Below are 26,271 nucleotides of genomic sequence, written 5' to 3'. Positions count from 1 at the left end.
CGAAGGTCAGCCACCGAGTCCGGTGTCCGGCCCGACGCACCACACGCCGGCGATCCCGTCGGCGTGACCGAGAGGACCTGAGGAGAACTGGTGCCGCTCCCGTCACTGACCCCAGAGCAGCGCGCTGCCGCGCTGGAGAAGGCCGCGGAGGTCCGCAAGGCTCGGGCTGAGCTCAAGGAGCAGCTCAAGCAGGGCAAGACCACCCTGGCCGCCGTGCTTGACCGCGCCGAGGGCGACGATGTCGTCGGCAAGCTCAAGGTTTCGGCCGTGCTGCAGGCGCTCCCCGGCATCGGCAAGATCCGGGCCACGCAGATCATGGAGAAGCTGAAGATCGCCGACTCCCGCCGCCTGCGCGGGCTGGGCGACCAGCAGCGCAAGGCGCTGCTGGCCGAGTTCGCGGCCTGAGCCGACGAACCTCGTCAGCAGAACTACCTCGCCGCGGGCGGACGCCCCGTCCGCGGCGAACGGGCAGCGGTGTGCCGAGGCTCCACCGCCTGCCCACCGCAACGGGCCGCCAGCCGGCGTGAGTGAGACTCACACCATCGGGTGAGCGGGGCGTTGCGCAGATCGTCGCCCGGCGGCGCTGTCGTTTCGGCAGCGCCGCTGGTTCGTTTCTGAGGGCAGGAAGGCCCCGTCCGGGCCGGAACCCCCTGTTAAGTCTTGGTGACGTACTGCTCAAACAGGGGCCCGGCTGCCACCGCCGCTCCTTGATTGGGTAGAACTTGAGAATGGAAGACGACGTACCGCTCGCCGCCAGAGCGGCCGCGCCCGCCCGCCTTACCGTGCTCTCCGGTCCCTCCGGTGTCGGCAAGGATGCCGTCATCGAGGTCATCCGCAAGCGTTCACCCTGGGTATGGCTGTCCGTCTCGGTCACGACGCGCAAGAAGCGCGACTACGAGATCGACGGCAAGCACTACACGTTCGTCAACCGCACCGAGTTCGAGCGCCTGGCCGACACCGGCATGCTGCTGGAGTGGGCCGAGTTCGCCGGCAACCTCTACGGCACGCCGCGCGCCGCGGTGGAGGGCCGGCTCGCCGCCGGCATCCCGGCGCTGCTGAAGATCGACCTGCAGGGCGCCCGCCAGGTCCGCGAGACCTGGCCGGACGCCCAGCTCGTCTTCCTCGCTCCGCCCAGCCGGGAGGAGCTGCGCCGCCGGCTCATCGGCCGGGGCACCGAGAGCCCGGACACCATCCGCCGCCGCCTGGCCCACGCCGACGAGGAACTGGCCGCGGAGTCCGAGTTCGACGTGACTGTCGTGAACGACTACCTCGAGCGCGCCGCGGACGAGTTGGTAGGATTGCTCGGTTCGCCGGCGCTCGCCGCTGCACGCCCGCGCGTGTAAGCGCCCCGGCACTCTCTTAGACAAGGACTGGACACGTGGCTGGAACCGTCGCCCACCCCGAAGGCATCACCAACCCGCCCATCGACGAGCTGCTCGAGAAGACGTCGTCGAAGTACGCGCTGGTGATCTTCGCGGCCAAGCGCGCACGGCAGATCAACGCCTACTACAGCCAGCTCGGCGAGGGCCTGCTCGAGTACGTCGGCCCGCTGGTCGAGACCACTCCGCAGGAGAAGGCTCTGTCGATCTCCATGCGGGAGATCAACGCCGGGCTGCTCACCGCTGAGCCGACCAACGAGGCCTGAGCCTCCCGACATGGCTCGCGTCGTCCTGGGTGTAGGCGGCGGCATCGCCGCCTACAAGGCCTGCGAGCTGCTGCGCCTGCTCACCGAGTCCGGCCACTCGGTGCGCGTGGTGCCGACCGCCTCCGCGCTGCGTTTCGTCGGCGCGCCGACCTGGGAGGCGCTGTCCGGCCAGCCGGCCGCGACCGAGGTCTGGTCGGACGTGCCGCAGGTGCCGCACGTCAAGCTGGGGCAGACCGCCGACCTGGTGCTGGTCGTGCCCGCGACGGCCGATCTGCTGGCCAAGGCGGCCCACGGCATGGCCGACGACCTGCTGACCAACACCCTGCTCACCGCGCGCTGCCCGGTGCTGTTCGCGCCGGCGATGCACACCGAGATGTGGGAGCACCCGGCCACCGCTGACAACGTCGCGACCCTGCGCCGCCGCGGCGCGCTGGTGATCGAGCCCGCCGTCGGTCGGCTCACCGGCAAGGACACCGGCAAGGGCCGGCTGCCCGACCCGGAGCAGATCTTCGAGGTGGCGCTCCGCGTGCTGGCCCGCGGTGTCGCACCGCGCGCCGACCTGGCCGGCCGGCACGTCGTGGTCACCGCCGGCGGCACCCGCGAGCCGCTCGACCCGGTGCGTTTCCTGGGCAACCGGTCCTCGGGCAAGCAGGGGTACGCCTTCGCGCGCACCGCGATCGCCCGGGGCGCCCGGGTGACGCTCGTCGCCGCCAACGTATCGCTGCCCACGCCCGCCGGCGTCGACCTGGTCCGCGTCGGCACCACGGCCGAGCTGCGCGACGCCGTGATCGGCGCGGCCAAGGAGGCCGACGCCGTGGTGATGGCTGCGGCCCCGGCCGACTTCCGCCCGGTGGCGTACGCCGACCAGAAGATCAAGAAGTCTGCCGACGGCGAAGCGCCGGTCATCGAGCTGGCCCTGAATCCGGACATCGCGGCCGAAGTCGGCGCGGGCAAACGCCCCGGCCAGGTGCTGGTGGCCTTCGCTGCCGAGACCCACGACGCACTGGAGCACGCCCGCGGCAAGCTGGTGCGCAAACGCGCCGACCTGATCGTGGTCAATGAGGTCGGCGTGGATAAGGTCTTCGGGGCCGACCACAACGAGGCGGTCGTGCTCGGCGCGGACGGTTCGCGCCGCGAGCTGCCCTCCCGGAGCAAGGACGATCTCGCCGACGCGGTCTGGGACCAGGTTGTCACGCTGCTGTGATCACCGTCCCGTCCTGCGGACTCTCGGGCAGGGCTTGCGCCGCCGCGGTGTTGTAGGGAACTAGACTTTTGCCAGGACGCCGATGGGCCTTAGGGTCCAATTCATCGTCATCATGCGCTGTATTGGAGATACGAGTGGCACGTCGCCTCTTCACCTCGGAGTCGGTCACCGAGGGTCACCCGGACAAGATCGCTGACCAGATCAGCGACGGCATCCTGGACGCGCTGCTGGCCCAGGACGCCCGGAGCCGCGTCGCGGTCGAGACGCTGATCACGACGGGGCAGGTGCACGTCGCGGGCGAGGTGACCACCAAGGCGTACGCCGACATCCCGGCCATCGTGCGTGACACGATCCTCGGCATCGGTTACGACTCCTCCAAGAAGGGCTTCGACGGCGCGTCCTGCGGCGTGAGCGTGTCGATCGGCTCGCAGTCGCCCGACATCGCGCAGGGCGTCGACAGCGCGCTGGAGCAGCGCTCGGGCGAGGGCGCCGACACGCTCGACGCGCAGGGCGCGGGCGACCAGGGCATGATGTTCGGCTTCGCCTGCTCGGAGACGCCCGAGCTGATGCCGCTGCCGATCGCGCTGGCGCACCGGCTGGCCCGCCGCCTGACCGCGGCCCGCAAGGACGGCGCGATTCCCTACCTGCGCCCCGACGGCAAGACCCAGGTCACCATCGAGTACGACGGCTTCAAGCCGGTGCGGCTCAACACGGTCGTGGTGTCGTCGCAGCACGCGCCCGACATCTCGCTGGAGTCGCTGCTCACCCCGGACGTCCGCGAGCACGTGATCACGCCCGAGCTGGACGGCCTGGGCCTGGATACCGAGGGCTACCGGCTGCTGGTCAACCCGACCGGCCGCTTCGAGATCGGCGGCCCGATGGGCGACGCCGGCCTCACCGGCCGCAAGATCATCGTCGACACCTACGGCGGCTACGCCCGCCACGGCGGCGGCGCGTTCTCCGGCAAGGACCCGTCGAAGGTCGACCGCTCGGCGGCGTACGCGATGCGCTGGGTGGCCAAGAACGTCGTGGCGGCCGGTCTGGCCGAGCGCTGCGAGGTGCAGGTGGCGTACGCCATCGGCAAGGCCAAGCCGGTGAGCCTGTTCGTGGAGACGTTCGGCACCGAGACGGTGTCGGTCGAGCGCATCGAGCGCGCGATCGGCGAGGTCTTCGACCTGCGTCCCGCCGCGATCATCCGCGACCTGGACCTGCTGCGCCCGATCTACCAGCAGACCGCCGCCTACGGCCACTTCGGCCGCGAGCTGCCGGACCTGACCTGGGAGCGCACCGACCGCGTCGCCGACCTCAAGTCCGCCGTCAGCTGACCCGCCGCGCACCCGCGATCACCGCGTGGCGCGCCCCGCCCGCGCATGCCATAGACGTTGGCCTATCACATCGAATTCGGTTCACGAATTCTCGACGTGATAGGTCAACGTCTATGTGGGCCGGAGTGTGGAGCGCGGCAGCGCGGGGCGGTGAGGGTGGGGGAGTCGGAGGGGTCTGCTAAGACTTCCTGGTGACTCCGCGCCCGAAACGTGATCGTGAGCCGGCCGAGCGCCTGCCCGTGGCGCGGGTGTGCGTGGACGTGCCGCTGCCGCACCTGGACCGCACCTTCGACTACCGCGTGCCGTCCGACCTCGACGTCAAGGCGTGGCCGGGCACCCGGGTGAAGGTCCGTTTCAGCGGGCAGCTCGTCGACGGGTGGCTGCTGGACCGGGTCGAGGACACCGCGCACGAGGGCCGGCTGTCCTGGCTGGAGAAGGTCGTCTCGGCCGAGCCGGTGCTCGACCCGCAGGTGCTGCGCGCCGCCCGCGAGATCGCCGACCGGTACGCGGGCGGCCTCGCCGACGTGCTGCGCCTGGCCGTGCCGCCCCGGCAGGCGAAGGTCGAGGCCGAACCGGCCCCGCCCGCCCCCGAGGGGCTCGTTCCGGAGCCGCCGCACGAGGGCTGGCAGCGTTATCCGGCGGGGGAGGCGTTCCTGCGGGCGCTGGGCGGGGGCCGGGCGCCGCGGGCGGTGTGGTCGGCGCTGCCGGGGGAGCAGTGGCCGGACCGGATCGCCGAGGCGGTCGCCGCGACGCTGCACGCGAGCCGGGGCGCGGTGGTCGTCGTGCCCGACGCCCGCGACCTGGAGCGCCTGGACACCGCCCTGACCGCGCTGCTGGGACCGGACCGGCACGTGGCGCTGGCGGCGGCGCTGGGGCCCACCGAGCGCTATCGCCGCTTCCTGCGCGCCCGGCGCGGCCAGGTCGCCGCCGTCGTGGGCACCCGGTCGGCAGCGTTCGCCCCGGTGGCGGACCTGGGCCTGGTGGTGATCTGGGACGACGGCGACGACCTGCACGCCGAGCCGCGCTCGCCGTATCCGCACGCCCGGCAGGTGCTGCTCACCCGAGCGCAGCAGCAGGACGCCGCGGTGCTGGTGGGCGGGTTCGCACGGACCGCCGAGGCGCAGCTGCTGCTGGCCACCGGCTGGGCCAAGGAGATCGCCGCGAACCGTGACCAGCTGCGCCGGTACGCGCCGGTGGTGCAGCCCGCCGACGACAACCAGCTGGCCCGGGACCCGGCCGCGGCGTCGGCCCGGCTGCCCAGCGCCGCGTGGCTGGCCGCCCGGGACGCGCTGACCGCCGGCGCGCCGGTGCTGGTGCAGGTGCCGCGGCGGGGATACGTGCCGGCGGTGTCCTGCCAGGAGTGCCGGGAGCGGGCCCGCTGTGCCCACTGCGCCGGTCCGCTGGCGCTGGGCAGCGCCAACGGGGTGGCCACGTGCCGCTGGTGTGCCCGGCCCGCCGCGGGGTGGGCGTGCCCGGCGTGCGGCGGGCGGCGGCTGCGGGCCGCGGTGACGGGCGTGCGGCGCACCGCGGAGGAACTCGGCCGGGCCCTGCCCGGTGTGCCGGTGCGGACGTCGGGTCGCGACGCCGTGCTGGCCTCGGTGCCCGCGGAGGCGGCGCTGGTGCTAGCCACGCCGGGCGCGGAGCCGGTGGCCGAGGGCGGCTACGGGGCGGTGCTGCTGCTGGACGCCTGGGCGCTGCTGACCAGGGCCGATCTGCGGGCCACCGAGGAGGCGGCCCGGCGCTGGTTCAACGCCGCCGCGCTGGCCCGCCCGGCGGGGCGGGGCGGCAAGGTCGTCGTGGTGGCCGACAGCGGCCTGGCCACGGTGCAGGCGCTGGTCCGCTGGGACCCGGCCTGGCTGGCCGAGCGGGAGTTGGGCGAGCGCCGCGAGCTGGGCTTCCCGCCGGCGGCCCGGATGGCGACGCTGACCGGCCAGGCCGACGCCGTCAACGACCTGCTGGACCTCGCCAAGCTGCCGGAGGGTGTGCAGGTGCTCGGCCCGCTGCCGGTCGGTGAGGACGAGGAGCGCATGCTGCTGCGCACCGGCCGCGCCGGCGGCCTGGCCCTGGCCAAGGCTCTGCACGACGCCGCAGGCGTGCGCAGCCTCCGCAAGGCCGCCCACCCCGTCCGCATCCAACTCGACCCCCACGAACTCTGACCCCGCGCGGCGGCGGCGCCGCGATCGTCGTTTCCTGTCGGAAGGCGCGGTCCTGCGCCATCTTCCGGCACGAAACAGTGATCTCGCCCCCGGTCGGCGGCGTCGAGAACAGGACAAAGCCCTCGCCGCGCGACCGATCGTGCAGGCGGGCACGGGGCACTCCGTAGACTGATCAGCACTGCCCTTCGTACGACTGCCGAGGAGACGACCCCTGTGACCGTCCAGCCCATCCGACTCTTCGGCGATCCGGTGCTGCGCACCGCCGCCGACGAGGTGGTCACCTTCGACAAGGAACTGCGCGGGCTCGTGCGCGACCTGACCGAGACCATGCGCGACGCCGGAGGCGTGGGACTGGCCGCGCCGCAGATCGGCGTCGGGCTGCGGGTGTTCAGCTTCGACGTGGACGACGTGGTCGGCCACCTGATCAACCCGGTGCTGCACTTCCCCGACGAGGAGGAGATGGACGGCGACGAGGGCTGCCTGTCCGTGCCGGGGCTGTACTACGACACCAAGCGCCGCAAGAACGTCATCGCCAAGGGCTTCAACGAGTCCGGCGACGCGCTGCAGATCGTCGGCACCGACCTGATGTCGCGGTGCATCCAGCACGAGACCGACCACCTCGACGGCATCATCTTCATCGAGCGGCTGGACATGGCGGCGCGCAAGGCCGCGCTGCGCGACATCCGCCGGGCCGAGTGGTACGACCCGGCGAAGACCGTCGTCAAGGTCTCCCCGCACGCCGCCCCGAGCCCGTTCGGCCTGGGGAGGTAGCCCGTGCGCCTGGTCTTCGCCGGCACGCCCGAGGTGGCGCTGCCCTCCCTGGACGCCATCGCCAAGTCCGGCCACGAGCTGCTGGCCGTGGTCACCCGCCCCGACGCGCCCTCGGGCCGCGGGCGGCGGATGGTGCGCTCGCACGTGGCCGCCTGGGCCGACGAGCGCGGCATCGAGGTGCTCACCCCGGCCCGCCCGCGTGAGCCCGAGTTCCTGGACCGGCTGCGCGAGCTGGCCCCCGACTGCGTGCCGGTCGTCGCGTACGGCGCGCTGGTGCCCCAGGCGGCCCTGGACATCCCGGCGCAGGGCTGGGTGAACCTGCACTTCTCGCTGCTGCCCGCGTGGCGCGGCGCGGCCCCGGTGCAGCACTCGGTCTGGCACGGCGACGAGTTCACCGGCGCCTCGGTGTTCCAGCTGGAGGCGGGCCTGGACACCGGCCCGGTGTTCGGCACGCTGACCGAGACGATCCGTCCCCGCGACACCTCCGGCGACCTGCTGGAGCGGCTCGCCGTGGACGGCGCGGGCCTGCTGGTGACGGTGCTCGACGCGATCGGCGCGGGTGCCGCGCGGGCCGTGCCGCAGCCCGCCGACGGCGTCACCCTGGCCCCGAAGATCACCGTCGAGGACGCCGAGGTGCGCTGGGACGAGCCCGCGTTCGCCGTCGACCGGCGGGTGCGGGCCACCACGCCCGGACCGGGCGCCTGGACGACGTTCCGCGGCGAGCGGGTCAAGCTCGGCCCGGTGCTGCCGGTCGCCGACGGCCCCGCGCTCAAGCCCGGCGATCTGCTCGTCGAGAAGCGCCGGGTGCTGGTCGGCACCGCCACCGGTCCGGTGGAGCTGGGTGAGGTACGTGCCGCGGGCAAGAAGCCCATGTCGGCGGTGGACTGGGCCCGTGGGGTCCGCGTCGAGGGTGAGGACAGCTTCTCGTGACATCGTTCCGCGGGGGCAGCAGCTCCGGTGCGGCCAAGCCGCGCCAGCACGACCGCGACGCCCGGGGCGGGCGCGGGCCACGCGCCGGCCGACCGGCCCACGACCCGGCCCGGATGGCGGCGTACCAGGCCCTGCTGGCGGTGCACCGCGACGACGCGTACGCGAACCTGGTGCTGCCGGGGCTGCTCCGCGAGGCGGGCCTGTTCGGCCGCGACGCGGCGTTCGCCACCGAGCTGACCTACGGCACGCTGCGCGCCCGGGGCACCCTCGACATGATCATCGCGTCGGCGGCGGACCGGGACATCTCGCGCATCGACCCGCCGGCGCGTGACGCCCTGCGCCTGGGCGCGTACCAGGTGCTGCACACCCGGGTGCCGTCGCACGCCGCCGTCGCCTCCACGGTCGACCTGGTGCACTCGGTCGCGCCCGGCGCGGCCGGCTTCGCCAACGCGGTCATGCGCCGGATCGCCGAACGCGACCTGGACGCCTGGCTGGCCCAGGTGGCACCGTCCGCGCAGGACGACCCGGTCGGCCACCTCGCGGTCACCGAGAACCATCCGGAGTGGATCGTCCGGGCGTTCCGGGAGGCCCTCGGCGGCGATCTCGCCGAGACCGCCCAGCTGCTCGGCGCGGACAACGATCGGCCCGAGGTGCACCTGTGCGCCCGGCCCGGCCGCGCCGACGCGGTCGAACTCGCCGACGCCGTCGGCGGCCAGCCCGGCGCGTTCTCCCCGTACGCGGTCTACCTCGGCGGCGGCTCGCCGGGCGAGCTGGTCGAGATCAAGACCGGCCGGGCGCACGTGCAGGACGAGGGCAGCCAGCTGGTGGCCAGCGCCCTGATCGACGCCCCGCTGGAGGGCCAGGACGAGCGCTGGCTCGACCTGTGCGCCGGACCCGGCGGCAAGGCGGGCCTGCTGGCCGCGTTGGCCGCCCAGCGCGGCGCGCACCTGACCGCGGTCGAGGTCACCGAGCACCGGGCGAACATGGTCGCCAACGCGGTGCGCGGCCTGCCCGCCACCGTCGTCTGCACCGACGGGCGCAGCGTCGGTGCAGACCGGGACCTGCCCGAGGGCGGGTTCGACCGGGTGCTGGTGGACGCGCCGTGCACGGGCCTGGGCTCGCTGCGGCGGCGGCCGGAGTCGCGCTGGCGGCGGCAGCCGTCGGACCTCCCGCCGCTGACCAAGCTGCAGCGTGAGCTGATCACCGCCGCGCTGCGGGCCGTGCGCCCGGGTGGGCTGGTGGCGTACGTGACCTGCTCCCCGCACCTGGTGGAGACGCAGGTCAGCGTGACCGAGGCGGTGCGACGGTCCGGAATGGACGTCGAGTTCGTCGACGCTCGGCAGTCGCTGCCCGCCGGAATGCCGGGCCTGGGCGACGGCCCGACCGTGCAGCTGTGGCCGCACCGGCACGGCACCGACGCGATGTTCCTGGCCCTGCTGCGCCGCAAGGCCTGAGTGCCAGTCCGGGGGCCTCGGCTCGGCCGGGACCGGGGTGGCCGCCGCGGACCGGCGCGGCCGCCTGGACCGTGCCCGGCATCTCGGGCCAGAGTGCTGCCGGACCTGGCCGGCGGCGAGGGTGTGGAGCCCGCTGTCGCAACGGCCGAATGACTGAGAAGCCCCTCCCGTCGTGTGACGGCGGGAGGGGGACGCGGCGAGCGAAACTCGCTTCACGCTCCGTAAGCTGATCGTGTGACACCGGACATCATCATCGCCCCCAGCATCCTCGCCGCGGACTTCGCGAATCTCGCCGCCGAGGCGCGAGCGGTCGAGGGAGCCGCGGACTGGCTGCACGTCGACGTGATGGACAACCACTTCGTGCCGAACCTGACCATCGGCCCGCCCGTGGTGGCCAGCCTGCGCCAGTCCACCGGCATCCCGTTCGACTGCCATCTGATGATCGAGGACCCGAAACGCTGGGCTCCGGCGTACGCGCAGCTCGGCGCGTACAACGTGACGTTCCACGCGGAGGCCTGCGCCGATCCGGTGGCGCTGGCCAAGGATCTGCGCGCGGCCGGCACCCTGGCCGGGCTCGCGGTGGACCGCGACACCCCGATCGAGCCGTACCTGGAACTGCTGCCGCACTTCGACACGATCCTGGTGATGACCATCAAGGCGGGCTTCGGCGGCCAGGCCTTCATGCCCGAGATGCTGGACAAGGTGCGCACCGCGCGGCGGCACGTGAACGCGGGCCACCTGGACATCCGGATCGAGGTCGACGGCGGCATCGCGGCCGACACCATCGAGGCCGCGGCGCTCGCGGGCGCCGACGCGTTCGTCGCGGGAACCGCGGTGTACGGAGCCGACGATCCGGCGCAGGCCTGTCGTAAACTGCGTGCTCTGGCGGAGGCGGCCCGCGTTCGTCAGACCACATCGGACAGTGGGGGCAGGACAGTTTGACCATCGAGCCGCAGGCAGCCGGCCAGGCCGAATTGATCCTGGTCGTCGACGACGATCCGGACATCGTGCGCGTGGTCGAGGTCAACCTGCGCCTGCACGGGTTCGACGTGATGAGCGCGCACAGCGGCCCGGAGGCGCTGGCGCTGCTGGAGCATCGCCGCCCCGATCTGGCCCTGGTCGACCTGATGATGCCCGAAATGGACGGACTGGAGCTGACCCGGCGGCTGCGCGCCGACCCGATGGTCACCGCGCTGCCGATCATCGTGCTCACCGCCAAGGCGCTCACCTCCGACAAGGTCGCCGGGCTGGCCGCGGGCGCGGACGACTACATCGTCAAGCCGTTCGACACCTCGGAGCTGATCGCCCGGGTGCGCGCCACGCTGCGCCGCAACCAGGAGGCGCGGGAGGTCTCCCCGCTGACCGGGCTGGCGGGCAACACCCGCATCCTGCGCGAGATCGCCGACCGGCTGAAGACGGGCGACGACTACGCCGTCTGCTACGTCGACATCGACCGGTTCAAGAGCGTCAACGACGTGTACGGCTTCGGTCGCGGCGACCAGTTCATCAGCGCGCTGGCCCGGTCGATGCGACGCGCCACGGTGTCGGTGGGCCTGCCGCCCGCCTTCCTGGGCCACGTCGGCGGCGACGACTTCGTGGTGGTCTGCCACCCCTCCCAGGTGCAGGAGATCACCAGCTACGCGATCTACGACTTCCAGCGGGCCTCCGACGCGCTGTACGACCCGATCGACTCGGCCCGCGGCTACCTCGAGGTGGTCGACCGGCGCGGCGTCGTCTTCGAGGTCAACCTCGTCACCCTGTCCATCGGGGTGGCCCTGTCCACCAGCCGCGTGTTCGGCCACCCGGGGGAGGTCGTCGCGGTCGCGTCCGAGATGAAGGCGGCGGCGAAGAAGAACAAGGGCAACTACGTCGCCCTGGACCAGCGCTCGGACCGCCCGCCCGCGCCCGCGGACCCGGCCGGACCGCTGCCCCGGCGGCGACCCGCCGAGGATCACCCGCCGGCGCTGCCACAGCAGCGCGTCACAGAGAGCGACACCGCCGCCGAAACCGGCCCGCACGCGTGACACACTGGCGTGCCGGTCAGGCACACACCGCCTGCTGGAGCGGCCGCTGGGTGCCATCCCGCAACGACGCGGAGGACGGCACCGGCCGAGCATGACACGCAGGGAGGTTTGAGCGGATGGGGCAGTTACCCACGGTCAGCCCGGCCGAGGACAAGGCCATGGCCCGGGCGATCGAGCTCGCCGCGCGCGGACTGGGCACCACCAGCCCGAACCCGGTCGTCGGCTGCGTGCTGCTGGACTCCGCCGGGCACGTCGTCGGCGAGGGCTTCCACGCGTACGCGGGCGGCCCGCACGCCGAGATCGTGGCGCTGGCCCAGGCGGGCGAGAAGGCCCGCGGCGGCACCGCCGTGGTCACCCTGGAGCCGTGCAACCACACCGGCCGCACCGGCCCCTGCGTCCAGGCGCTGATCCGCGCGGGCGTGTCCCGGGTCGTGATCGCCGTGGACGACCCCAACCCCCTCGCGGCGGGCGGCGAGGCGACCCTGCGTGACGCCGGCGTCGAGGTCCTGACGGGGGTGCGCACCGCCGAGGCGGAGGACGGCAACATCGCCTGGCTCACCTCGGTGCGCCGGGGCCGGCCGTACGTGATCTGGAAGACCGCCTCCACGCTCGACGGGCGTTCCGCGGCGGCCGACGGCACCAGCATGTGGATCACCTCCGAGGCGGCCCGCATGGACGTGCACCGGCTGCGTGGCACCGTCGACGCGATCATGGTCGGCGTCGGCACCGTGCTCGCCGACGACCCCCGGCTGACCACCCGTGACCTGCGCACCGGCAGCCTGGCCATCCGGCAGCCGCTGCGCGTGGTGATCGACTCGCACGGGCGTACGCCCGCCGGCGCCCGGGTGCGCGACGGCGCCGCGCCGACGCTGATCGCCACCACCGCGCTGCTCGGCGGGGACGACGAGGGCCGGGTGGATCTGCGCGCGGTGCTGAGTGAATTGCACCACCGGGGCATCCGCAGCGTGCTGCTCGAAGGCGGGCCCCGACTGGCCGGTGCGTTCCTGGCCGCGGGCCTCGTCGACCTGATCATCTCGTACGTCGCGCCGAAGCTGCTCGGCGACGGACCGGCCGCACTCGTCGGTGCCGGGGTGACGACCATCACGGACGCCATCGATCTCGAGGTGCTAGATGTTGACCGTGTCGGGCCGGATCTGCGCCTGACCGCCCGTCCGCGCGTGAGCGCGGACAGCGGCACTTTGTGACACGGCCGGACGCCAGTCGCCGGCACGCGAGGAGGAACGAGTGTTCACCGGCATCGTGGAAGAGCTCGGCGAGATCGTCAGCCTCGCCTGGGAGGGCGACGGGGCGACGGTCACGGTGCGCGGCCCGCTGGTCGTCACCGACGCCAAGCACGGGGACTCGATCGCGGTCAACGGCGTCTGCCTGACCGTCATCTCCACCGCGGGCGACACCTTCGAGACCGAGGTCATGAAGGAGACGTTCGACCGCAGCTCGCTCGGTTCCATCGCCCCCGGTGAGCGGGTGAACCTGGAGCGCGCGGTCACCGCGGCCACCCGCCTGGGCGGGCACATCGTGCAGGGCCACGTGGACGGCGTGGGCACGATCGCCTCGAAGAACCCCGGCGGCGGCTGGGAAGATGTCCGGATCCTGCTCCCGGAGGGCATGTCCCGGTACATCGTGGAGAAGGGGTCGATCACCGTGGACGGCATCTCGCTGACCGTGGTCGCGGTCGACGACGAGTCCTTCACGGTGAGCCTGATCCCGACCACGCTGGAGCTCACCACGCTCGGCCGCAAGCAGCCCGGCGCGCTGGTGAACCTGGAGGTCGATGTGATCGCCAAGTACGTCGAGAAGCTGGTCGCAGCGCAGCGGGGAGCGAAGTGAACATGGGACTCAACACGATCGAAGACGCGATTGCGGCGATCAAGGCGGGCAAACCGGTCATCGTGGTCGATGACGAGGACCGCGAGAACGAGGGCGATCTGATCTTCGCCGCCGAGCTGGCGACGCCGGAGCTGGTCGCCTTCACCGTGCGCTACACCTCGGGCTACATCTGCGTGGCGATCACCGAGGAGGAGGCCGACCGCCTCGAACTGCCGCCGATGTACTACACCAACCAGGACCGCCGCGGCACCGCGTACTGCGTGACCGTCGACGCCCGCGAGGGCGTGTCCACCGGCATCTCCGCCGCGGACCGCGCGCGCACCCTGCGCCTGCTCGGTGAGGCGGCCACCAAGCCCACCGACCTGGCCCGGCCGGGCCACGTGGTGCCGCTGCGCGCCAAGACCGGCGGCGTGCTGCGCCGCCCCGGGCACACCGAGTCCGGCGTCGACCTCGCCCAGCTGGCGGGCCTGCACCCGGCCGCCGCGATGTGCGAGATGGTCAACGACGACGGCACCATGATGCGCCTGCCCGACCTGCAGCGCTTCGCCGAGGAACACGAGCTGGTGCTGATCAGCATCGCCGACCTCATCGCCTACCGCCGCCGCACCGAGCAGCTGGTCAGCCGGGTCGTCGAGGCCCGCCTGCCCACCGAGTACGGCGACTTCACCGCCGTCGGCTACCACGCCACCCACGACAACGCCGAGCACGTGGCGCTGGTCTACGGCGAGGTCGGCGACGGCCAGGACGTGCTGGTCCGGGTGCACTCCGAGTGCCTGACCGGCGACGTGTTCGGCTCGGTGCGCTGCGACTGCGGCCCGCAGCTGCAGGCGGCGCTGCGCAAGGTGGCCGAGGAGGGCCGCGGCGTGGTGCTCTACGTGCGCGGGCACGAGGGCCGCGGCATCGGCCTGCTGCACAAGCTGCAGGCCTACCAGCTGCAGGACGCCGGCCGCGACACCGTCGACGCCAACCTCGACCTGGGCCTGCCCGCCGACGCCCGCGACTACGGCACCGGCGCGCAGATCCTCTACGACCTGGGCGTGCGCACGATGCGCCTGCTCACCAACAACCCGGCCAAGCGCGCCGGGCTGGACGGGTACGGGCTGAAGGTGGTGGGCCGCGAGGCGCTGCCGATCCGGCCGCATCCGGAGAACCTGCGCTACCTGCGTACCAAGCGCGACCGGATGGGCCACGACCTGGACCTGTCCGAGCTGGACGACCTGGAAGGGCTGAGCTGATGGCCGGTCACGGCGCCCCCGAACTGTCGACCGTGGACGCGACCGGGCTCAGCCTCGGCATCGTCGCCACCCGCTGGCATGCCGACCTGGTCGAGCAGATGCTCGACCGGGCGCAGGCCGCGGCCAAGGCGTGCGGCGTGGCCGACGTGCAGGTCGCCCACGTGGCCGGCTCGGTCGAGCTGCCCGTGGTCGCCCAGGCCCTGGCCCGCCGGCACGACGCCGTGGTGGCCCTCGGCGTGGTGATCCGCGGCGAGACCGCCCACTTCGAGTACGTCAGCTCCTCGGTGACCGAGGGCCTGACCCGCATCGCGCTGGACGAGTCCACCCCGGTCGCGCACGGCGTGCTCACCGTGGACACGGTGGAGCAGGCTCGTGATCGCGCCGGGCTGCCGGAGTCCAGCGAGGACAAAGGGTGGGGCGCGGTGGTCGCCGCCCTCGACGCCGCCGTCACGCTCCGCGCCCTGCAGCGCTGACCTACTGCAAGGAAGGGCACCTTCTTAACGGACGTCCGTTAAGAAGGTGCCCTTCCTTGCACCTGAACGGCGGGTGGTGACCTTCCGCAGGCCGACGTACACCTGAGGTATGTCTGCGCTGAGGTTCCGCGTGCTGCTGCCGGTGGCGCTCGTCGCGCTGTCGGCCGCGTGCACCCCCACCACACCCGCACCGGACCCCACGGGGTCAGCGGCGCCGTCGGCCTCGGCCGCGCCGGGCACCACCGCGCCCTCGCCCAGCGCGCCGGGCTCCACCGAAGAACCCGCCCCGCCCGCGAACACTGCCGGGTCGCTGGCCGTCTACTACCTGGCCAACGACCGCGGCGAACCGAAGCTGGTCCGCGAGTTCCACCGGCTGTCCACCGGCGACGGCTCGGCCGCGGCCAAGGTGAAGGCCGCGGTCGCCGAGATGCTCGACGGCCGCACCGCGTACGACTCCGACTACTCCAGCATGTGGCCGGCCAGCGCCCGGGTCCGCGGGGTGACCGTCGCGGGCGACACCGTGACCGTCGACCTGGCCGGGTCGCGGATCAACGGCGACGCCGGTTCCTTCGCCGCCCACCAGGCGGTGCAGCAGCTGGTGTGGACGGCGACCGCAGTCAGCGGCAAGCCGAAGGTGCGCATCCACCTCGACGGCAAGCCCGTCGACGAGCTGTGGGGCCACGTCGGCACCAAGGAGGCGCTGCGCCGCGCCCCCGCGGTGGACACGCTGCTGCCGGTGTGGCTCATCGACCCGCAGGAGGGCACGACCGTGCCCAAGGACTTCACCCTGCACGTGGCGGGCATGGTCTTCGAGGCCACCATGAACTACGAGGTCAGGCGGGGGACCACGGTGGTCCGGGAGGGATTCATCACGCTGGACGCGGGCGGCCCGGCCCAGGGCGAGGCGAAGCTGCGGCTGTCGCTGCCCACCGGCACGTACGTGATCGAGGTCTTCGACATCTCGGAGAACGACGGCACGAGGATGTTCGTCGACAACCACACCGTCACCGTGAAGTGAACGAGGGCGGGGCCGCGCCGGGGTGCGGCCCCACCGCTCAGTCGACCGTGAGCACGATCTTGCCGGAGGTCTGGCCGGTCTCGCCCAGCTCGTGCGCCCGCCCGGCCTCCGCGAGCGGGAACGTCGCCGCCACCAGCGGGCGCAACTCGCCCGCCTCGATCAGCGCGGCGACCTCCTCCAGCCCCGTGTGATCGGGTTCGACGAGCATGCCGGTGCCGCGTACGCCCAGGGCCTGCGCCTTGCGGGCGGTCTCGGCGGCAGTGCCCGCGTTCAGAATGCCGACCAGGATGCCGTCGGGGCGCAGCGTGTGCAGTGAGCGGTCCTCGTACTCCCCGCCGACCGTGTCCAGCACCACGTCGACATCCGTGGCGACCTGGACGAAGTCGTACGAGGTGTAGTCGATCGGCTCGTCCACGCCCAGCTCGCGCAGTAGTTCGTGTTTCGAGGCGCGGGCCGTGCCGAGCACGTACGCGCCCCTGGCCTTGGCGATCTGCACCGCGAGGTGCCCCACCCCGCCCGCGGCGGCGTGCACGAGCACCCGCTGCCCCGCGCTGACCTGCGCCGTGTCGACCAGGGCCTGCCAGGCGGTGAGCGCGGCCAGCGGCAGTGCCGCAGCGTGCACGTGGTCCAGCCCGGCGGGCTTGCGGGCCAGGTGGCGCGACGGCGAGGTGACGTACTGCGCGTAGGCGCTCGCGGCCTGCGGGAAGCGCGGCATGCCGAACACCTCGTCGCCGACCGCGAACCGGGTCACCCCCGCGCCGATCTCGGCGACCTCGCCGGAGACGTCCCAGCCCACCGTGAAGGGCGGGTTGCCGAAGGATCCGCCGCGGGTGCGCACCTTCCAGTCCACCGGGTTGACTCCGGCGGCGCGCACCCGCACCAGCACCTCGGTCGGGCCCGGGGACGGGCGGTCCACCTCGGCCAGCCGGAGCACCTCGGGCCCGCCCAGGCTGTCCTGGCGTATGGCCAGCATGCGTTCGGTCATACCCCCATGATCCTCGTTCGGGGCGTGTCCCAGCATGTGCCGCGCGGCCGGGTGATGCGGGCACCCCGGCCGGGATCGGGCAGAATGGCCCGCGTGAAGACGTTCGAGGAGCTGTTCGAGGAGCTGCAGGCCAAGGTGGCCGCGGGTGACCCGGCCTCCGGCACCGTCAAGGCGGTCACCGCCGGGGTGCACGCGGTCGGCAAGAAGGTGGTCGAGGAAGCGGCGGAGTCCTGGATGGCGGCCGAGCACGAGGGCCCCGAGCGGGCCGCCGAAGAGATCTCCCAGCTCCTCTACCAGACCCAGGTCCTGATGCTGGCCGCAAACCTCACCCTCAAGGACGTCTACCGACATCTGTGATCCCGCCCCGGCCCTCCTCCCGGGTTGATCATGAACTTATGGCCGTGTTCGACGGTGTGTCGCTGCCCTAACTTCATGATCAACTAAAGTTGATCACAGAGACGAGTCGAGAAATGCTTCGCATTGCCGTGCCCAACAAGGGCACCCTGTCCAAACCTGCCTCCGACATGCTGCGCGAGGCGGGCTACCGCCAGCGCGGCGACGACCGCGACCTGGTGTGCGTCGACGCCGACAACGGGGTCGAGTTCTTCTACCTGCGGCCGCGCGACATTGCGGTGTACGTCGGCTCCGGCGACCTCGACCTGGGCATCACCGGGCAGGACCTGCTGGTCGACTCCGGCGCCCCGGTCGGCGAGCTGCTGCCGCTGGGCTTCGCGCCGGCCACGTTCCGCTTCGCGGCGCCCCCGGAGACCGTTCGCGACCTGCCCGACCTCGCCGGTCGCCGGATCGCGACCGCGTATCCCGGCGTCGTCGAGCGCTTCCTCGCCGACCACGAGATCAAGGCCGACGTCGTCAAGCTCGACGGCGCGGTGGAGAACGCGGTGCGCCTCGGCGTCGCCGACGTGATCGCCGACGTCGTGGCCACCGGCGGCACGCTGCGCCAGGCCGGGCTGGTCCCGGTCGGCGAGCCGATCCTGGTCTCCGAGGCGGTGCTGGTCGGCCGCCCCGAGGGGCCGCGCAACGGCGCGGTCACCCAGCTGCTGCGCCGGCTGCAGGGCGTGCTGGTGGCCCGGCGGTACGTGATGCTCGCGTACGACGTGCGCGCCGACCGGCTGGAGGGCGCGGTGGCGCTGACCCCGGGCATCGAGTCGCCGACGGTGTCGCCGCTGCACCGCGAAGGCTGGGTCGCGGTGCAGGCGATGGTCATGCGCACCGAGGTGCACCGGATCATGGACGAGCTGTACGACCTGGGCGCCCGCGCCATCCTGGTCACCGACATCCACGCCTGCCGCCTGTGACCGCGGCCCGGTCGAGGTGACCCGGTCAGCCGCCCGGGCCGCCAGGCCGGCCCCTCGCCATGCATGGACGCTGGCCTATCACGTCGAGTTTGATCTACAAATATTCGATGTGATAGGCCAACGTCTATTAAAAACCGTGGCGGTGGCGGCCGTCGGCGGAGCGCGTGGCAGACTCGGCGAGGTGAGCAGTGAGGGACAGCGTGTGAGTTTCCGGCCCCAGCGCACCCGGAAGGTGTGCATCGCGGCCGCGGTCGTCGTCGTGGTGCTGTTCGCCGTGATCGGCACCGCGCTGACCGAGGTCGGCGAGGGTGTGTTCCGCAAGGGCGACCAGTACGCCATGATCGGTCTTGGGGTGGTCTTCGCCCTGGGCATCATGGCCGTGGCCCGGCCCCGGGTCGAGGCCGACGCCGACGGCGTGCGGGTCCGCAACATCATCGGTGGGTACGAGCTGCCCTGGGGCGCCGTGCGCGCGATCAACATCGAGCGCAACCAGCCCTGGATGAGCCTGGAGCTGGAGAACGACGACACCGTCTCGGTGCTCGCCGTGCAGGCGGTGGACCGGGCGTACGCGCTGGAGGCCGTGCAGGCGCTGCGGGCGCTGCGGACCGCGGCCCGCGCCGAGGAGCCCGCTGCGGCCGTGAGCTGAGCCATAGCGTCCCCGGCCCGGGGATGCAATCCCGGGTTGTGGTAATCTTTGCGAGTCGACCTTTCCGGTTGCCCGTGATCGTGCCTTGTGCCTGGTCCGGCAACCCGGAGGCAAGCGGAGCGCCTGCTCCCACCCGAACGCCTTTGAGCGGTCCGGGTCCGGTCACCTGGTGAAGGACTACTCTGTCCTGATCTCAGGTCGTGCACTTGGCGTGCACCCAGACCGGTCGAGCGGGCCCAGGCTGTCGCCTGGGCCTTCTGCTTTCGGTCAGACGCCAAGCGCATCGCCGCGAACACGGCGGTGCGGAACACGATTGAGGGAGGCCACATCAGCGTCGAGCCACGCATCAACGATCAGATCAGGGCACGTGAGGTCCGGCTGGTCGGCCCCGAGGGCGAGCAGGTGGGCATCGTCCCGCTGGAGCGCGCCCTGCAGTTGGCCGCCGATGTCGATCTGGATCTGGTCGAGGTTGCGCCCATGGCACGCCCGCCGGTCTGCAAGCTCATGGACTTCGGCAAGTTCAAGTACGAGAGCGCGCTCAAGGCCAGGGAAGCCCGGCGTAACCAGCAGCAGACGGTCATCAAGGAGATGAAGCTCCGGCCGAAGATCGACTCGCACGACTACGAGACCAAGAAGGGTCACGTCGTGCGGTTCCTGAAGGCCGGGGACAAAGTCAAGGTGACGATCATGTTCCGCGGTCGCGAGCAGAGCCGCCCGGAGCTTGGCTTCCGCCTCCTGCGCAAGCTGGAGGAAGAGGTCGCGGAGGTCGGTTTCGTCGAGTCGTCGGCGAAGCAGGACGGGCGAAACATGATCATGGTGCTCGCGCCGCACCGCAGCGTGAAGCTCGCCGGCCGCAAGGGCGACGAGGGAACCGGTGCGGAGGCCGAGGAGGCCCTGGCCGAGCCCTCGGCACAGGCCTGACGACGCTCGATAGGGCACCTGCCGCACAGCCCCCGCTGTGCGGCGAGATTCTGCAACAGGGGAGAACTTCCTATGCCGAAGATGAAGAAGCACAGCGGCATGGCCAAGCGGGTCAAGGTGACCGGCTCTGGCAAGATCATGCGCGAGCAGACTGGTCTGCGCCACCGCCTGGAGGTCAAGTCCTCCAAGGAGACCCGGAGCCTGAGCGGCACGGTCCCGGTGGCCAAGGCCGACGAGAAGCGCATCAAGAAGATGCTCGGCCGCTGACGCGCGCCTTTTAGACGGAAACCTTTAAGGAGAAGCTGATATGGCACGCGTCAAGCGGGCGGTCAACGCCCAGAAGAAGCGCCGTACCCTGCTCGAGGCCGCCAGCGGTTACCGCGGCCAGCGCTCCCGCCTGTACCGCAAGGCGAAGGAGCAGATCCTCCACTCGATGCAGTACGCCTACCGCGACCGCAAGGACCGCAAGGGCGACTTCCGGCAGCTGTGGATCACCCGCATCAACGCGGGCGCTCGTGCCAACGGCATGACGTACAACCGCCTCATCCAGGGCCTCAAGCTCGCGGGTGTCGAGGTGGACCGCAAGATCCTGGCCGACCTGGCCGTCAACGACGAGGCCGCGTTCGCCGGCATCGTCGCGGTGGCCAAGAAGGCCGTCGCCGAGGCTCAGGCCGCCTGAGCCCGTCGGTGACGCAGCACTTCCAGCGACCCGGGGACCCGCTGTTCACGCAGCGGACTCCCCGGGTCGTTGCCGCTGTCAAGCTGCACCGCCGGCGCGAGCGGGACAAGGCCGGGCGCTTCCTGGCCGAGGGACCGCAGGCGGTCCGCGAAGCCCTCGAAGCCGGCGCGGTGCGCGAGATCTTCGTGACCGAGGACGGCCACGCCCGCCACCGCACGCTGCTGCGCGGCGCGAACTTCTCCGTGGTGACCGACGAGGCGATGGCCTCGCTGGCCGACACGGTCACCCCGCAGGGCGTGATCGCCGTCTGCGACCTGCTCGACGTGCCCCTCGACGCCGCGCTGGCCCGTGTGCCCCGGCTGGTCGCGGTCGCCGTCGAGATCCGCGACCCCGGCAACGCCGGCACGGTGCTGCGCACCGCCGACGCCGCGGGCGCCACCGCCGTGATCTTCGCCGGCGACGCCGTGGACCCCTTCAACCCCAAGTGTGTACGCGCCTCCGCCGGCAGCCTGTTCCACCTCGACGTGGTCCGCGCCCCCGACGCCGCCGCGACCCTGGCCGCGCTGCGCGAAGCGGGCCTGCGCACCCTGGCCACCTCCGGCTACGGCGCGACCGACCTCGACGACCTCGCCGACGACGGCTCCCTGGCGCGGCCCACCGCGTGGCTGTTCGGCTCCGAGGCGCACGGGCTGCCCGACGAGCTGCGCGACGCCGCCGACGCGGCGGTGCGCGTGCCGATCCACGGCCGCGCCGAGAGCCTCAACCTCGCCGCCGCCGCCGCGGTCTGCCTCTACGCCTCCGCCCGCGCCCAGCGCCGCCCGGCCTGACTCGCGCACCGCGTCGCCACCCGCTCCGCTTTTCACAGACGTTGGCCTATGACATCGAGTTTGATCTACAAATAATCGATGTAATAGGCCGACGTCTATGCGGGGGGCAGGTAACGGGGGCGCGGGGCCGGACGGTGGGGCGGTATGCTCCTGGGCGAGAACCGTGGAGAGGGAAGAACTGTCATGAAGCGCCGTTCCTTTAGTCAGCCCGCCGGTGGCGGGCGGCGGAACTGACTGCGCTCAGCTCTTCCTCTCAGGTCGCACCGGTGGGCGGCGGCGAAGCCGCGCGTGCCCGTCCTGGCCCTACGCCTAGACTGATCCGGTTGCCGATCTGGAGTTCTGATGACATACCGTCACGATCCGTACGACCCCAAGCAGGCCGCGATGCTCGATCCGGCCGCCCTCGACGACGCCGTCGCCGCGGCGGACAAGGCCTTCGCGGACGCCAACGACCTTGACGCGCTGGCCGTGCAGAAGGCCGCGCACCTGGGCGACCGCTCGGCGGTGTCGCTGGCCCGCCGCGAGATCGGCGCGCTGCCGCCCGCCGCGAAGTCCGACGCCGGCAAGCGCGTCAACGAGGCCCGCACCGCGATCCAGGCCGCGTACGACGCGCGCCACGTGATCCTGGAGGCCGAGCAGGCCCAGCGCGTGCTGGAGACCGAGGCCGTCGACGTCACCCTGCCCTGGGACCGCCGCCCCCGCGGCGCCCGCCACCCGCTGACCACGCTGATGGAGCGGGTCGGCGACCTGTTCATCGGCATGGGTTACGAGATCGCCGAGGGTCCCGAGGTCGAGCTGGAGTGGGCGAACTTCGACGCGCTCAACATCTCGCCCGACCACCCGGCCCGCGGCCTGATGGACACGTTCTGGGTGAAGGCCGCCGAGTCGGCCACCGGGGCGACGGAGTCCGGCCTCGTGCTGCGTACCCACACCTCGCCCGTGCAGGCCCGCACCATGCTCAGCCGCAAGCCGCCGATCTACGTCGTGGTGCCCGGCCGGGTCTACCGCACCGACGAGCTCGACGCGACCCACGCGCCGGTCTTCCACCAGGTCGAGGGCCTGGTCGTGGACAAGGGCATCACCATGGCGCACCTCAAGGGCACGCTGGACCACTTCGCCCGCGCGATGTTCGGCCCGGACGCGCGCACCCGCTGGCGGCCGCACTACTTCCCGTTCACCGAGCCGTCGGCCGAGTTCGACGTCTGGTTCGCCGAGCACCGCGACGGCCCGCGCTGGGTCGAGTGGGGCGGCTGCGGGATGGTCAACCCGAACGTGCTGCGGGCCTGCGGCATCGACCCGGAGGTGTACTCCGGCTTCGCGTTCGGCATGGGCATCGAGCGGACCCTGATGTTCCGCAACGGCCTGAGCGACATGCGGGAAATGATCGAAGGCGATGTGCGGTTCACCCGCGCGTTCGGCATGGAGGTGCACTGACCATGAAGGTCGGACTGTCATGGCTGCGTGAGCATGTCGAGCTGCCCGCGGACCTCTCCGAGGCCGATCTCGACCTCGCGCTCAACGACCTCGGCATCGAGGTCGAGGAGATCGCCGACCAGCGCCACTCGGTGCAGGGCGCGCTGGTGGTCGGCAAGGTGCTGACCATCGAGGAGCTGACCGAGTTCAAGAAGCCGATCCGCTTCTGCACCGTGGACGTGGGCCAGGCCAACGGCACCGGCGCACCGCAGGAGATCGTCTGCGGCGCGCGCAACTTCGCCGAGGGCGACCGCGTCGTGGTGATCCTGCCTGGCGGCGTGCTGCCCGGCGGCTTCGCCATCGGCGCGCGCAAGACGTACGGCCGCAACTCGCACGGCATGATCTGCTCCGCGGCGGAGCTGGGCCTGTCCGGCGACCACGACGGCATCATCGTGCTGCCCGAGTCGGTGACCGCGCAGCCGGGCGACGACGCGCGCCCGGTGGTCGGCCTCGACGACATCGAGGTGCACGTCACGGTCACGCCCGACCGCGGATACCAGATGTCGGTGCGCGGCCTGGCCCGCGAGCTGGGCCACTCGTTCAAGGCCCGGTTCACCGACCCCGGTCTCGCGCCCGCCCCCGGCGGCACGGCGGCCCCGGCCTGGCCGGTGACCATCCAGGACACCCAGGGCTGCGACCGCTTCGCGGCCCGGCTGGTACGCGGGGTCGACCCGACCGCGCCGACCCCGGACTGGATGGCCAAGCGGCTGCTCACCGCCGGTGTGCGTACGCTCGGCCTGGCCATCGACATCACCAACTACGTGATGCTCGAACTCGGCCAGCCCATGCACGCCTTCGACGCCGACCGGATCACCGGCGGGCTCGTCGTGCGCCGGGCGACCGAGGGAGAGAAGCTCACCACCCTGGACGGCCAGGCGCGCGTGCTGTCCGCCGAGGACATGGTGATCTGCGACGACACCGGCCCGATCTCACTGGCCGCCGTGATGGGCGGGCAGACCTCCGAGGTCGTCGACGGCACGGTGAACGTGCTGTTCGAGGCAGCGCACTGGGACCCGACCATGGTCGGGCGCACGGCGCGGCGGCACAAGCTGTTCAGCGAGGCCGCCAAGCGCTGGGAGCGCGGCGTCGACCGGCAGCTGTGCCTGGTCGCCATCGAGCGGGCGGTGCAGCTGCTGGTCGAGCACGGCGGCGGCACGGCGGGCGCGGAGATCCTCGACCTGAACCACCCCGGCGACCCGACCATGATCTCCATGGCGGCGACCGAGCCCAGCCGGCTGATCGGCGTGGACTACTCCGTCGACCGCATCGGTGACCTGCTCACCGAGGTCGGCTGCGACGTGGCGGTGTACGACGACCGGGTCGACGTGATCACCCCGTCCTGGCGGCCCGACCTGCGCCAGCCCGCGGACCTCGTCGAGGAGGTCGTCCGGCTAGACGGCTTCGAGAACGTGCCCAGCGTGCTGCCCGTCGCCCCGCCCGGCAACGGCCTGACCGCGTCGCAGCGCCGCAAGCGCTCGGTGGGCCGGGCGCTGGCCGAGCAGGGCTACGTCGAGGTGCTGTCGTTCCCGTTCGTGTCGGCCGCGGCGCTGTCGGCGCTCGGGCTGCCCATCGACGCGGTGCGGCTGGCCAACCCGCTGTCCGACGAGGAACCGCTGATGCGGACCAGCCTGCTGCCGCCGCTGCTGACCGCGCTCAAGCGCAACGTCGGCCGGGGCCAGCGCGACGTCGCGCTGTTCGAGCAGGGCCTGGTGTTCCTGCCCGACCTGTCCGCCGGCGTGCCGCCGGTGATGGGCGTGGCGGGCCGTCCCGACCCGGCGCTGTGGGAGAAGGCCAACGCCTCCGTCCCGGCGCAGCCGTGGCACGTGGCCGTGGTGCTGGCCGGCGAGTTCGAGCGTTCCGGCTGGTGGGGCCCCGGCCGGGCGGCGTCCTGGTCGGACGCCGTGCAGGCGGCACGCGAGGTGCTGTCGGCCGCGGCCGTGCCGGACGCGTCGATCGGCGTCGCCGCCGTCCAGCAGGCGCCCTGGCACCCGGGCCGGTGCGCCGCGATCTCCGTCGACGGCGTCGTCGTCGGGCACGCGGGCGAGCTGCACCCGGCCGTCTGCACCGCGCTGGACCTGCCCAAGCGCACCTGCGCGATGGAGCTGAACCTGGACGCGGTGCCGCTGCCGGGGCCGACCCCGCCGCCGGTGTTCTCGACGTTCCCGCCCGCGCTGATCGACGTGGCCCTGGTGCTGGCGTCGGAGGTGCCCGCGGCGCAGGTCGAGGCGGCCCTGACCGAGGGCGCGGGTCCGCTGCTGGAGTCGGTGCGGCTGTTCGACGTGTACACGTCCGAGCAGCTCGGCGCCGGTCAGCGCTCGCTGGCGTACAAGCTGACGTTCCGCGCGCCGGACCGGACGCTGACCGTCGAGGAGGCGGTCGCGGCCCGGGACGCGGCGGTGGCCGTCACGGCGCGGCGCTTCGGCGCGGTCCTGCGCGGCGCCTGATGTTCGTCCCCGACATCGCCGCAGCGTCGCGGGTCATCGCCGGACGCGAGTTCGACTTCGACCGCCAGGTCGCGGTGATGGCGGTGGTGAACCGGACCCCCGACTCGTTCTACGACAAGGGGGCCACGTACGCGCTCGACGCGGCGGTCGCGGCAGTGGATGCCGCGGCCGCCGCGGGGGCGGACTGGGTCGACATCGGCGGGGTGAAGTTCTCGCCCGAGGGCGGCGACGTGCCCGCCGAGGTCGAGCTGGAGCGGGTGCTGCCGGTGGTGCTGGCCACCGTCGCGCGGCACCCGCACCTGGTGATCAGCGTGGACACGTTCCGGGCCGACGTCGCGCGGGCGTGCCTGGACGCGGGCGCGCACGTCGTCAACGACACCACCGGCCTGCACGACCTCGCGCTGGCCGACCTGGTCGCGTCGCACCCGCACACCCAGCTGATCGTCACGCACAGCCGGGCGAAACCGCGTACCCACTTCCCCCGGCCGCAGTATGCCGACGTGGCGGGGGAGATCGCGGAGTTCCTGCGGTCGAGGGTCGCGGTCGCGCTGGAGCGGGGCGTACGCCCGGAGCAGATCGTCATCGACCCGGGCCATGACCTGAACAAGAACACGTTCCACACCCTGGAGCTGACCCGGCGGCTGCCGGAGATCGCCGCGGTCGGCTACCCGATGCTGGCCGCGGTCTCCAACAAGGACTTCGTCGGCGAGACGCTGAACCGCCCGCAGGGGGAGCGGCTGTCCGGCAGCCTCGCCGCCGCGGTGGCCTCGATCATGCTCGGGGCCCGGATCGTGCGCATGCACAACGTGCGCGAGTCCGTGGACGCGGTGCGCATGACCGAGGCGATCCTGGGCTGGCGGCAGCCCGCCTACACCGTGCACAACATGTGAGGTCAGC

General features: G+C 72.4%; 26 protein-coding genes and 1 pseudogene. 26 read left to right on the top strand and 1 reads right to left on the bottom strand.

The annotated features are described in order from the left end of the window. The first annotated feature begins 90 nt into the window (after positions 1–90). The 16 genes and pseudogenes from mihF to HAV39_RS39220 all read left to right on the top strand — a co-directional run bounded on the left by mihF (position 91) and on the right by HAV39_RS39220 (position 16,083). Positions 91–405, top strand: a complete 315-nt coding sequence (mihF, locus tag HAV39_RS39295; RefSeq protein ID WP_120320109.1) for an integration host factor, actinobacterial type — start codon at positions 91–93, stop codon at positions 403–405. A gap of 323 nt (positions 406–728) precedes the next feature. Then, a complete protein-coding gene (gene gmk, locus HAV39_RS39290) occupies positions 729–1,343 on the top strand; it encodes a guanylate kinase (protein WP_191844179.1) in 615 nt (204 codons plus the stop codon). A 35-nt stretch (positions 1,344–1,378) separates the two neighbouring features. Then, positions 1,379–1,645 carry a DNA-directed RNA polymerase subunit omega gene (rpoZ, locus tag HAV39_RS39285; RefSeq protein WP_120320111.1) on the top strand — a complete coding sequence of 89 codons (267 nt, stop codon included), beginning with the start codon at positions 1,379–1,381 and terminating at the stop codon, positions 1,643–1,645. A 10-nt stretch (positions 1,646–1,655) separates the two neighbouring features. Next, positions 1,656–2,849 carry a bifunctional phosphopantothenoylcysteine decarboxylase/phosphopantothenate--cysteine ligase CoaBC gene (coaBC, locus tag HAV39_RS39280; RefSeq protein WP_191844178.1) on the top strand — a complete coding sequence of 398 codons (1,194 nt, stop codon included), beginning with the start codon at positions 1,656–1,658 and terminating at the stop codon, positions 2,847–2,849. A gap of 134 nt (positions 2,850–2,983) precedes the next feature. Beyond that, positions 2,984–4,174 (top strand): methionine adenosyltransferase, encoded by a 1,191-nt coding sequence (gene metK, locus HAV39_RS39275; RefSeq protein WP_120320113.1) that lies wholly within the window; start codon positions 2,984–2,986, stop codon positions 4,172–4,174. A 254-nt stretch (positions 4,175–4,428) separates the two neighbouring features. Continuing rightward, complete coding sequence (locus HAV39_RS39270; RefSeq protein ID WP_191844195.1) at positions 4,429–6,330, top strand: primosomal protein N'; 1,902 nt, start codon at positions 4,429–4,431, stop codon at positions 6,328–6,330. 213 nt (positions 6,331–6,543) lie between these two features. Continuing rightward, on the top strand, positions 6,544–7,101 hold the full coding sequence (def, locus tag HAV39_RS39265; protein WP_191844177.1) for a peptide deformylase: 558 nt from the start codon (positions 6,544–6,546) through the stop codon (positions 7,099–7,101). 3 nt (positions 7,102–7,104) lie between these two features. Beyond that, the gene (gene fmt, locus HAV39_RS39260; RefSeq protein WP_191844176.1) at positions 7,105–8,031 is read left to right on the top strand and encodes a methionyl-tRNA formyltransferase; all 927 of its coding nucleotides are present in this window, start codon (positions 7,105–7,107) and stop codon (positions 8,029–8,031) included. Then, positions 8,028–9,485 carry an RsmB/NOP family class I SAM-dependent RNA methyltransferase gene (locus HAV39_RS39255; protein ID WP_239120905.1) on the top strand — a complete coding sequence of 486 codons (1,458 nt, stop codon included), beginning with the start codon at positions 8,028–8,030 and terminating at the stop codon, positions 9,483–9,485. Before fmt ends, HAV39_RS39255 begins: the two co-directional genes overlap by 4 nt. 234 nt (positions 9,486–9,719) lie before the next feature. Next, complete coding sequence (rpe, locus tag HAV39_RS39250) at positions 9,720–10,427, top strand: ribulose-phosphate 3-epimerase (RefSeq protein WP_191844175.1); 708 nt, start codon at positions 9,720–9,722, stop codon at positions 10,425–10,427. Between the two features lie 2 nt (positions 10,428–10,429). Next, a pseudogene (locus tag HAV39_RS39245) lies at positions 10,430–11,371 on the top strand (GGDEF domain-containing response regulator); the annotation flags it as partial. A 254-nt stretch (positions 11,372–11,625) separates the two neighbouring features. After that, complete coding sequence (gene ribD / locus HAV39_RS39240) at positions 11,626–12,714, top strand: bifunctional diaminohydroxyphosphoribosylaminopyrimidine deaminase/5-amino-6-(5-phosphoribosylamino)uracil reductase RibD (RefSeq protein WP_191844174.1); 1,089 nt, start codon at positions 11,626–11,628, stop codon at positions 12,712–12,714. Between the two features lie 40 nt (positions 12,715–12,754). After that, complete coding sequence (locus HAV39_RS39235) at positions 12,755–13,357, top strand: riboflavin synthase (RefSeq protein WP_191844173.1); 603 nt, start codon at positions 12,755–12,757, stop codon at positions 13,355–13,357. Between the two features lie 2 nt (positions 13,358–13,359). Next, complete coding sequence (locus HAV39_RS39230) at positions 13,360–14,592, top strand: bifunctional 3,4-dihydroxy-2-butanone-4-phosphate synthase/GTP cyclohydrolase II (RefSeq protein ID WP_191844172.1); 1,233 nt, start codon at positions 13,360–13,362, stop codon at positions 14,590–14,592. Next, positions 14,592–15,065 (top strand): 6,7-dimethyl-8-ribityllumazine synthase, encoded by a 474-nt coding sequence (gene ribH, locus HAV39_RS39225; protein ID WP_155389914.1) that lies wholly within the window; start codon positions 14,592–14,594, stop codon positions 15,063–15,065. Before HAV39_RS39230 ends, ribH begins: the two co-directional genes overlap by 1 nt. Before the next feature lie 109 nt (positions 15,066–15,174). Next, positions 15,175–16,083 (top strand): GerMN domain-containing protein, encoded by a 909-nt coding sequence (locus HAV39_RS39220; RefSeq protein ID WP_191844171.1) that lies wholly within the window; start codon positions 15,175–15,177, stop codon positions 16,081–16,083. Between the two features lie 37 nt (positions 16,084–16,120). On the opposite strand, the gene HAV39_RS39215 is transcribed toward HAV39_RS39220, so the two are convergent. Next, positions 16,121–17,068, bottom strand: a complete 948-nt coding sequence (locus HAV39_RS39215; protein WP_191844170.1) for an NADP-dependent oxidoreductase — start codon at positions 17,066–17,068, stop codon at positions 16,121–16,123. 93 nt (positions 17,069–17,161) lie between these two features. Here HAV39_RS39215 and HAV39_RS39210 point away from each other — a divergent pair, with 93 nt between their 5' ends. The 10 genes from HAV39_RS39210 (at position 17,162) to folP (ending at position 26,264) form a co-directional block, all read left to right on the top strand. Next, positions 17,162–17,425: a phosphoribosyl-ATP diphosphatase gene (locus tag HAV39_RS39210; RefSeq protein ID WP_120321946.1), complete on the top strand. Its 264-nt coding sequence runs from the start codon at positions 17,162–17,164 to the stop codon at positions 17,423–17,425. Positions 17,426–17,538: 113 nt separating this feature from the next. Further along, positions 17,539–18,384: an ATP phosphoribosyltransferase gene (hisG, locus tag HAV39_RS39205; protein WP_191844169.1), complete on the top strand. Its 846-nt coding sequence runs from the start codon at positions 17,539–17,541 to the stop codon at positions 18,382–18,384. A gap of 202 nt (positions 18,385–18,586) precedes the next feature. After that, positions 18,587–19,030 (top strand): PH domain-containing protein, encoded by a 444-nt coding sequence (locus HAV39_RS39200; protein WP_373311851.1) that lies wholly within the window; start codon positions 18,587–18,589, stop codon positions 19,028–19,030. A gap of 345 nt (positions 19,031–19,375) precedes the next feature. After that, a complete protein-coding gene (gene infC / locus HAV39_RS39195; RefSeq protein WP_120321948.1) occupies positions 19,376–19,951 on the top strand; it encodes a translation initiation factor IF-3 in 576 nt (191 codons plus the stop codon). A gap of 72 nt (positions 19,952–20,023) precedes the next feature. Continuing rightward, entirely contained in the window at positions 20,024–20,218 is a 195-nt protein-coding gene (gene rpmI, locus HAV39_RS39190; protein WP_120320124.1) for a 50S ribosomal protein L35, read from the top strand. 40 nt (positions 20,219–20,258) lie between these two features. Beyond that, entirely contained in the window at positions 20,259–20,630 is a 372-nt protein-coding gene (gene rplT, locus HAV39_RS39185) for a 50S ribosomal protein L20 (protein WP_120320125.1), read from the top strand. Positions 20,631–20,638: 8 nt separating this feature from the next. Continuing rightward, positions 20,639–21,457: a TrmH family RNA methyltransferase gene (locus HAV39_RS39180; RefSeq protein ID WP_239120904.1), complete on the top strand. Its 819-nt coding sequence runs from the start codon at positions 20,639–20,641 to the stop codon at positions 21,455–21,457. Between the two features lie 342 nt (positions 21,458–21,799). Continuing rightward, on the top strand, positions 21,800–22,891 hold the full coding sequence (pheS, locus tag HAV39_RS39175; RefSeq protein ID WP_191844167.1) for a phenylalanine--tRNA ligase subunit alpha: 1,092 nt from the start codon (positions 21,800–21,802) through the stop codon (positions 22,889–22,891). 2 nt (positions 22,892–22,893) lie between these two features. Then, the gene (gene pheT / locus HAV39_RS39170) at positions 22,894–25,374 is read left to right on the top strand and encodes a phenylalanine--tRNA ligase subunit beta (RefSeq protein ID WP_191844166.1); all 2,481 of its coding nucleotides are present in this window, start codon (positions 22,894–22,896) and stop codon (positions 25,372–25,374) included. Further along, positions 25,374–26,264 (top strand): dihydropteroate synthase, encoded by an 891-nt coding sequence (gene folP, locus HAV39_RS39165; protein WP_191844165.1) that lies wholly within the window; start codon positions 25,374–25,376, stop codon positions 26,262–26,264. The genes pheT and folP overlap by 1 nt, the downstream gene beginning before the upstream one ends. The last annotated feature ends 7 nt before the right edge of the window (positions 26,265–26,271 follow it).

The sequence above is a fragment of the Catellatospora chokoriensis genome (genome assembly GCF_011297315.1).
GTDB classification, from domain to species: Bacteria; Actinomycetota; Actinomycetes; order Mycobacteriales; family Micromonosporaceae; genus Catellatospora; species Catellatospora citrea.
Note: the sequence above shows the minus strand (reverse complement) of the source record. Positions and strands in the feature narration are given on the sequence as shown.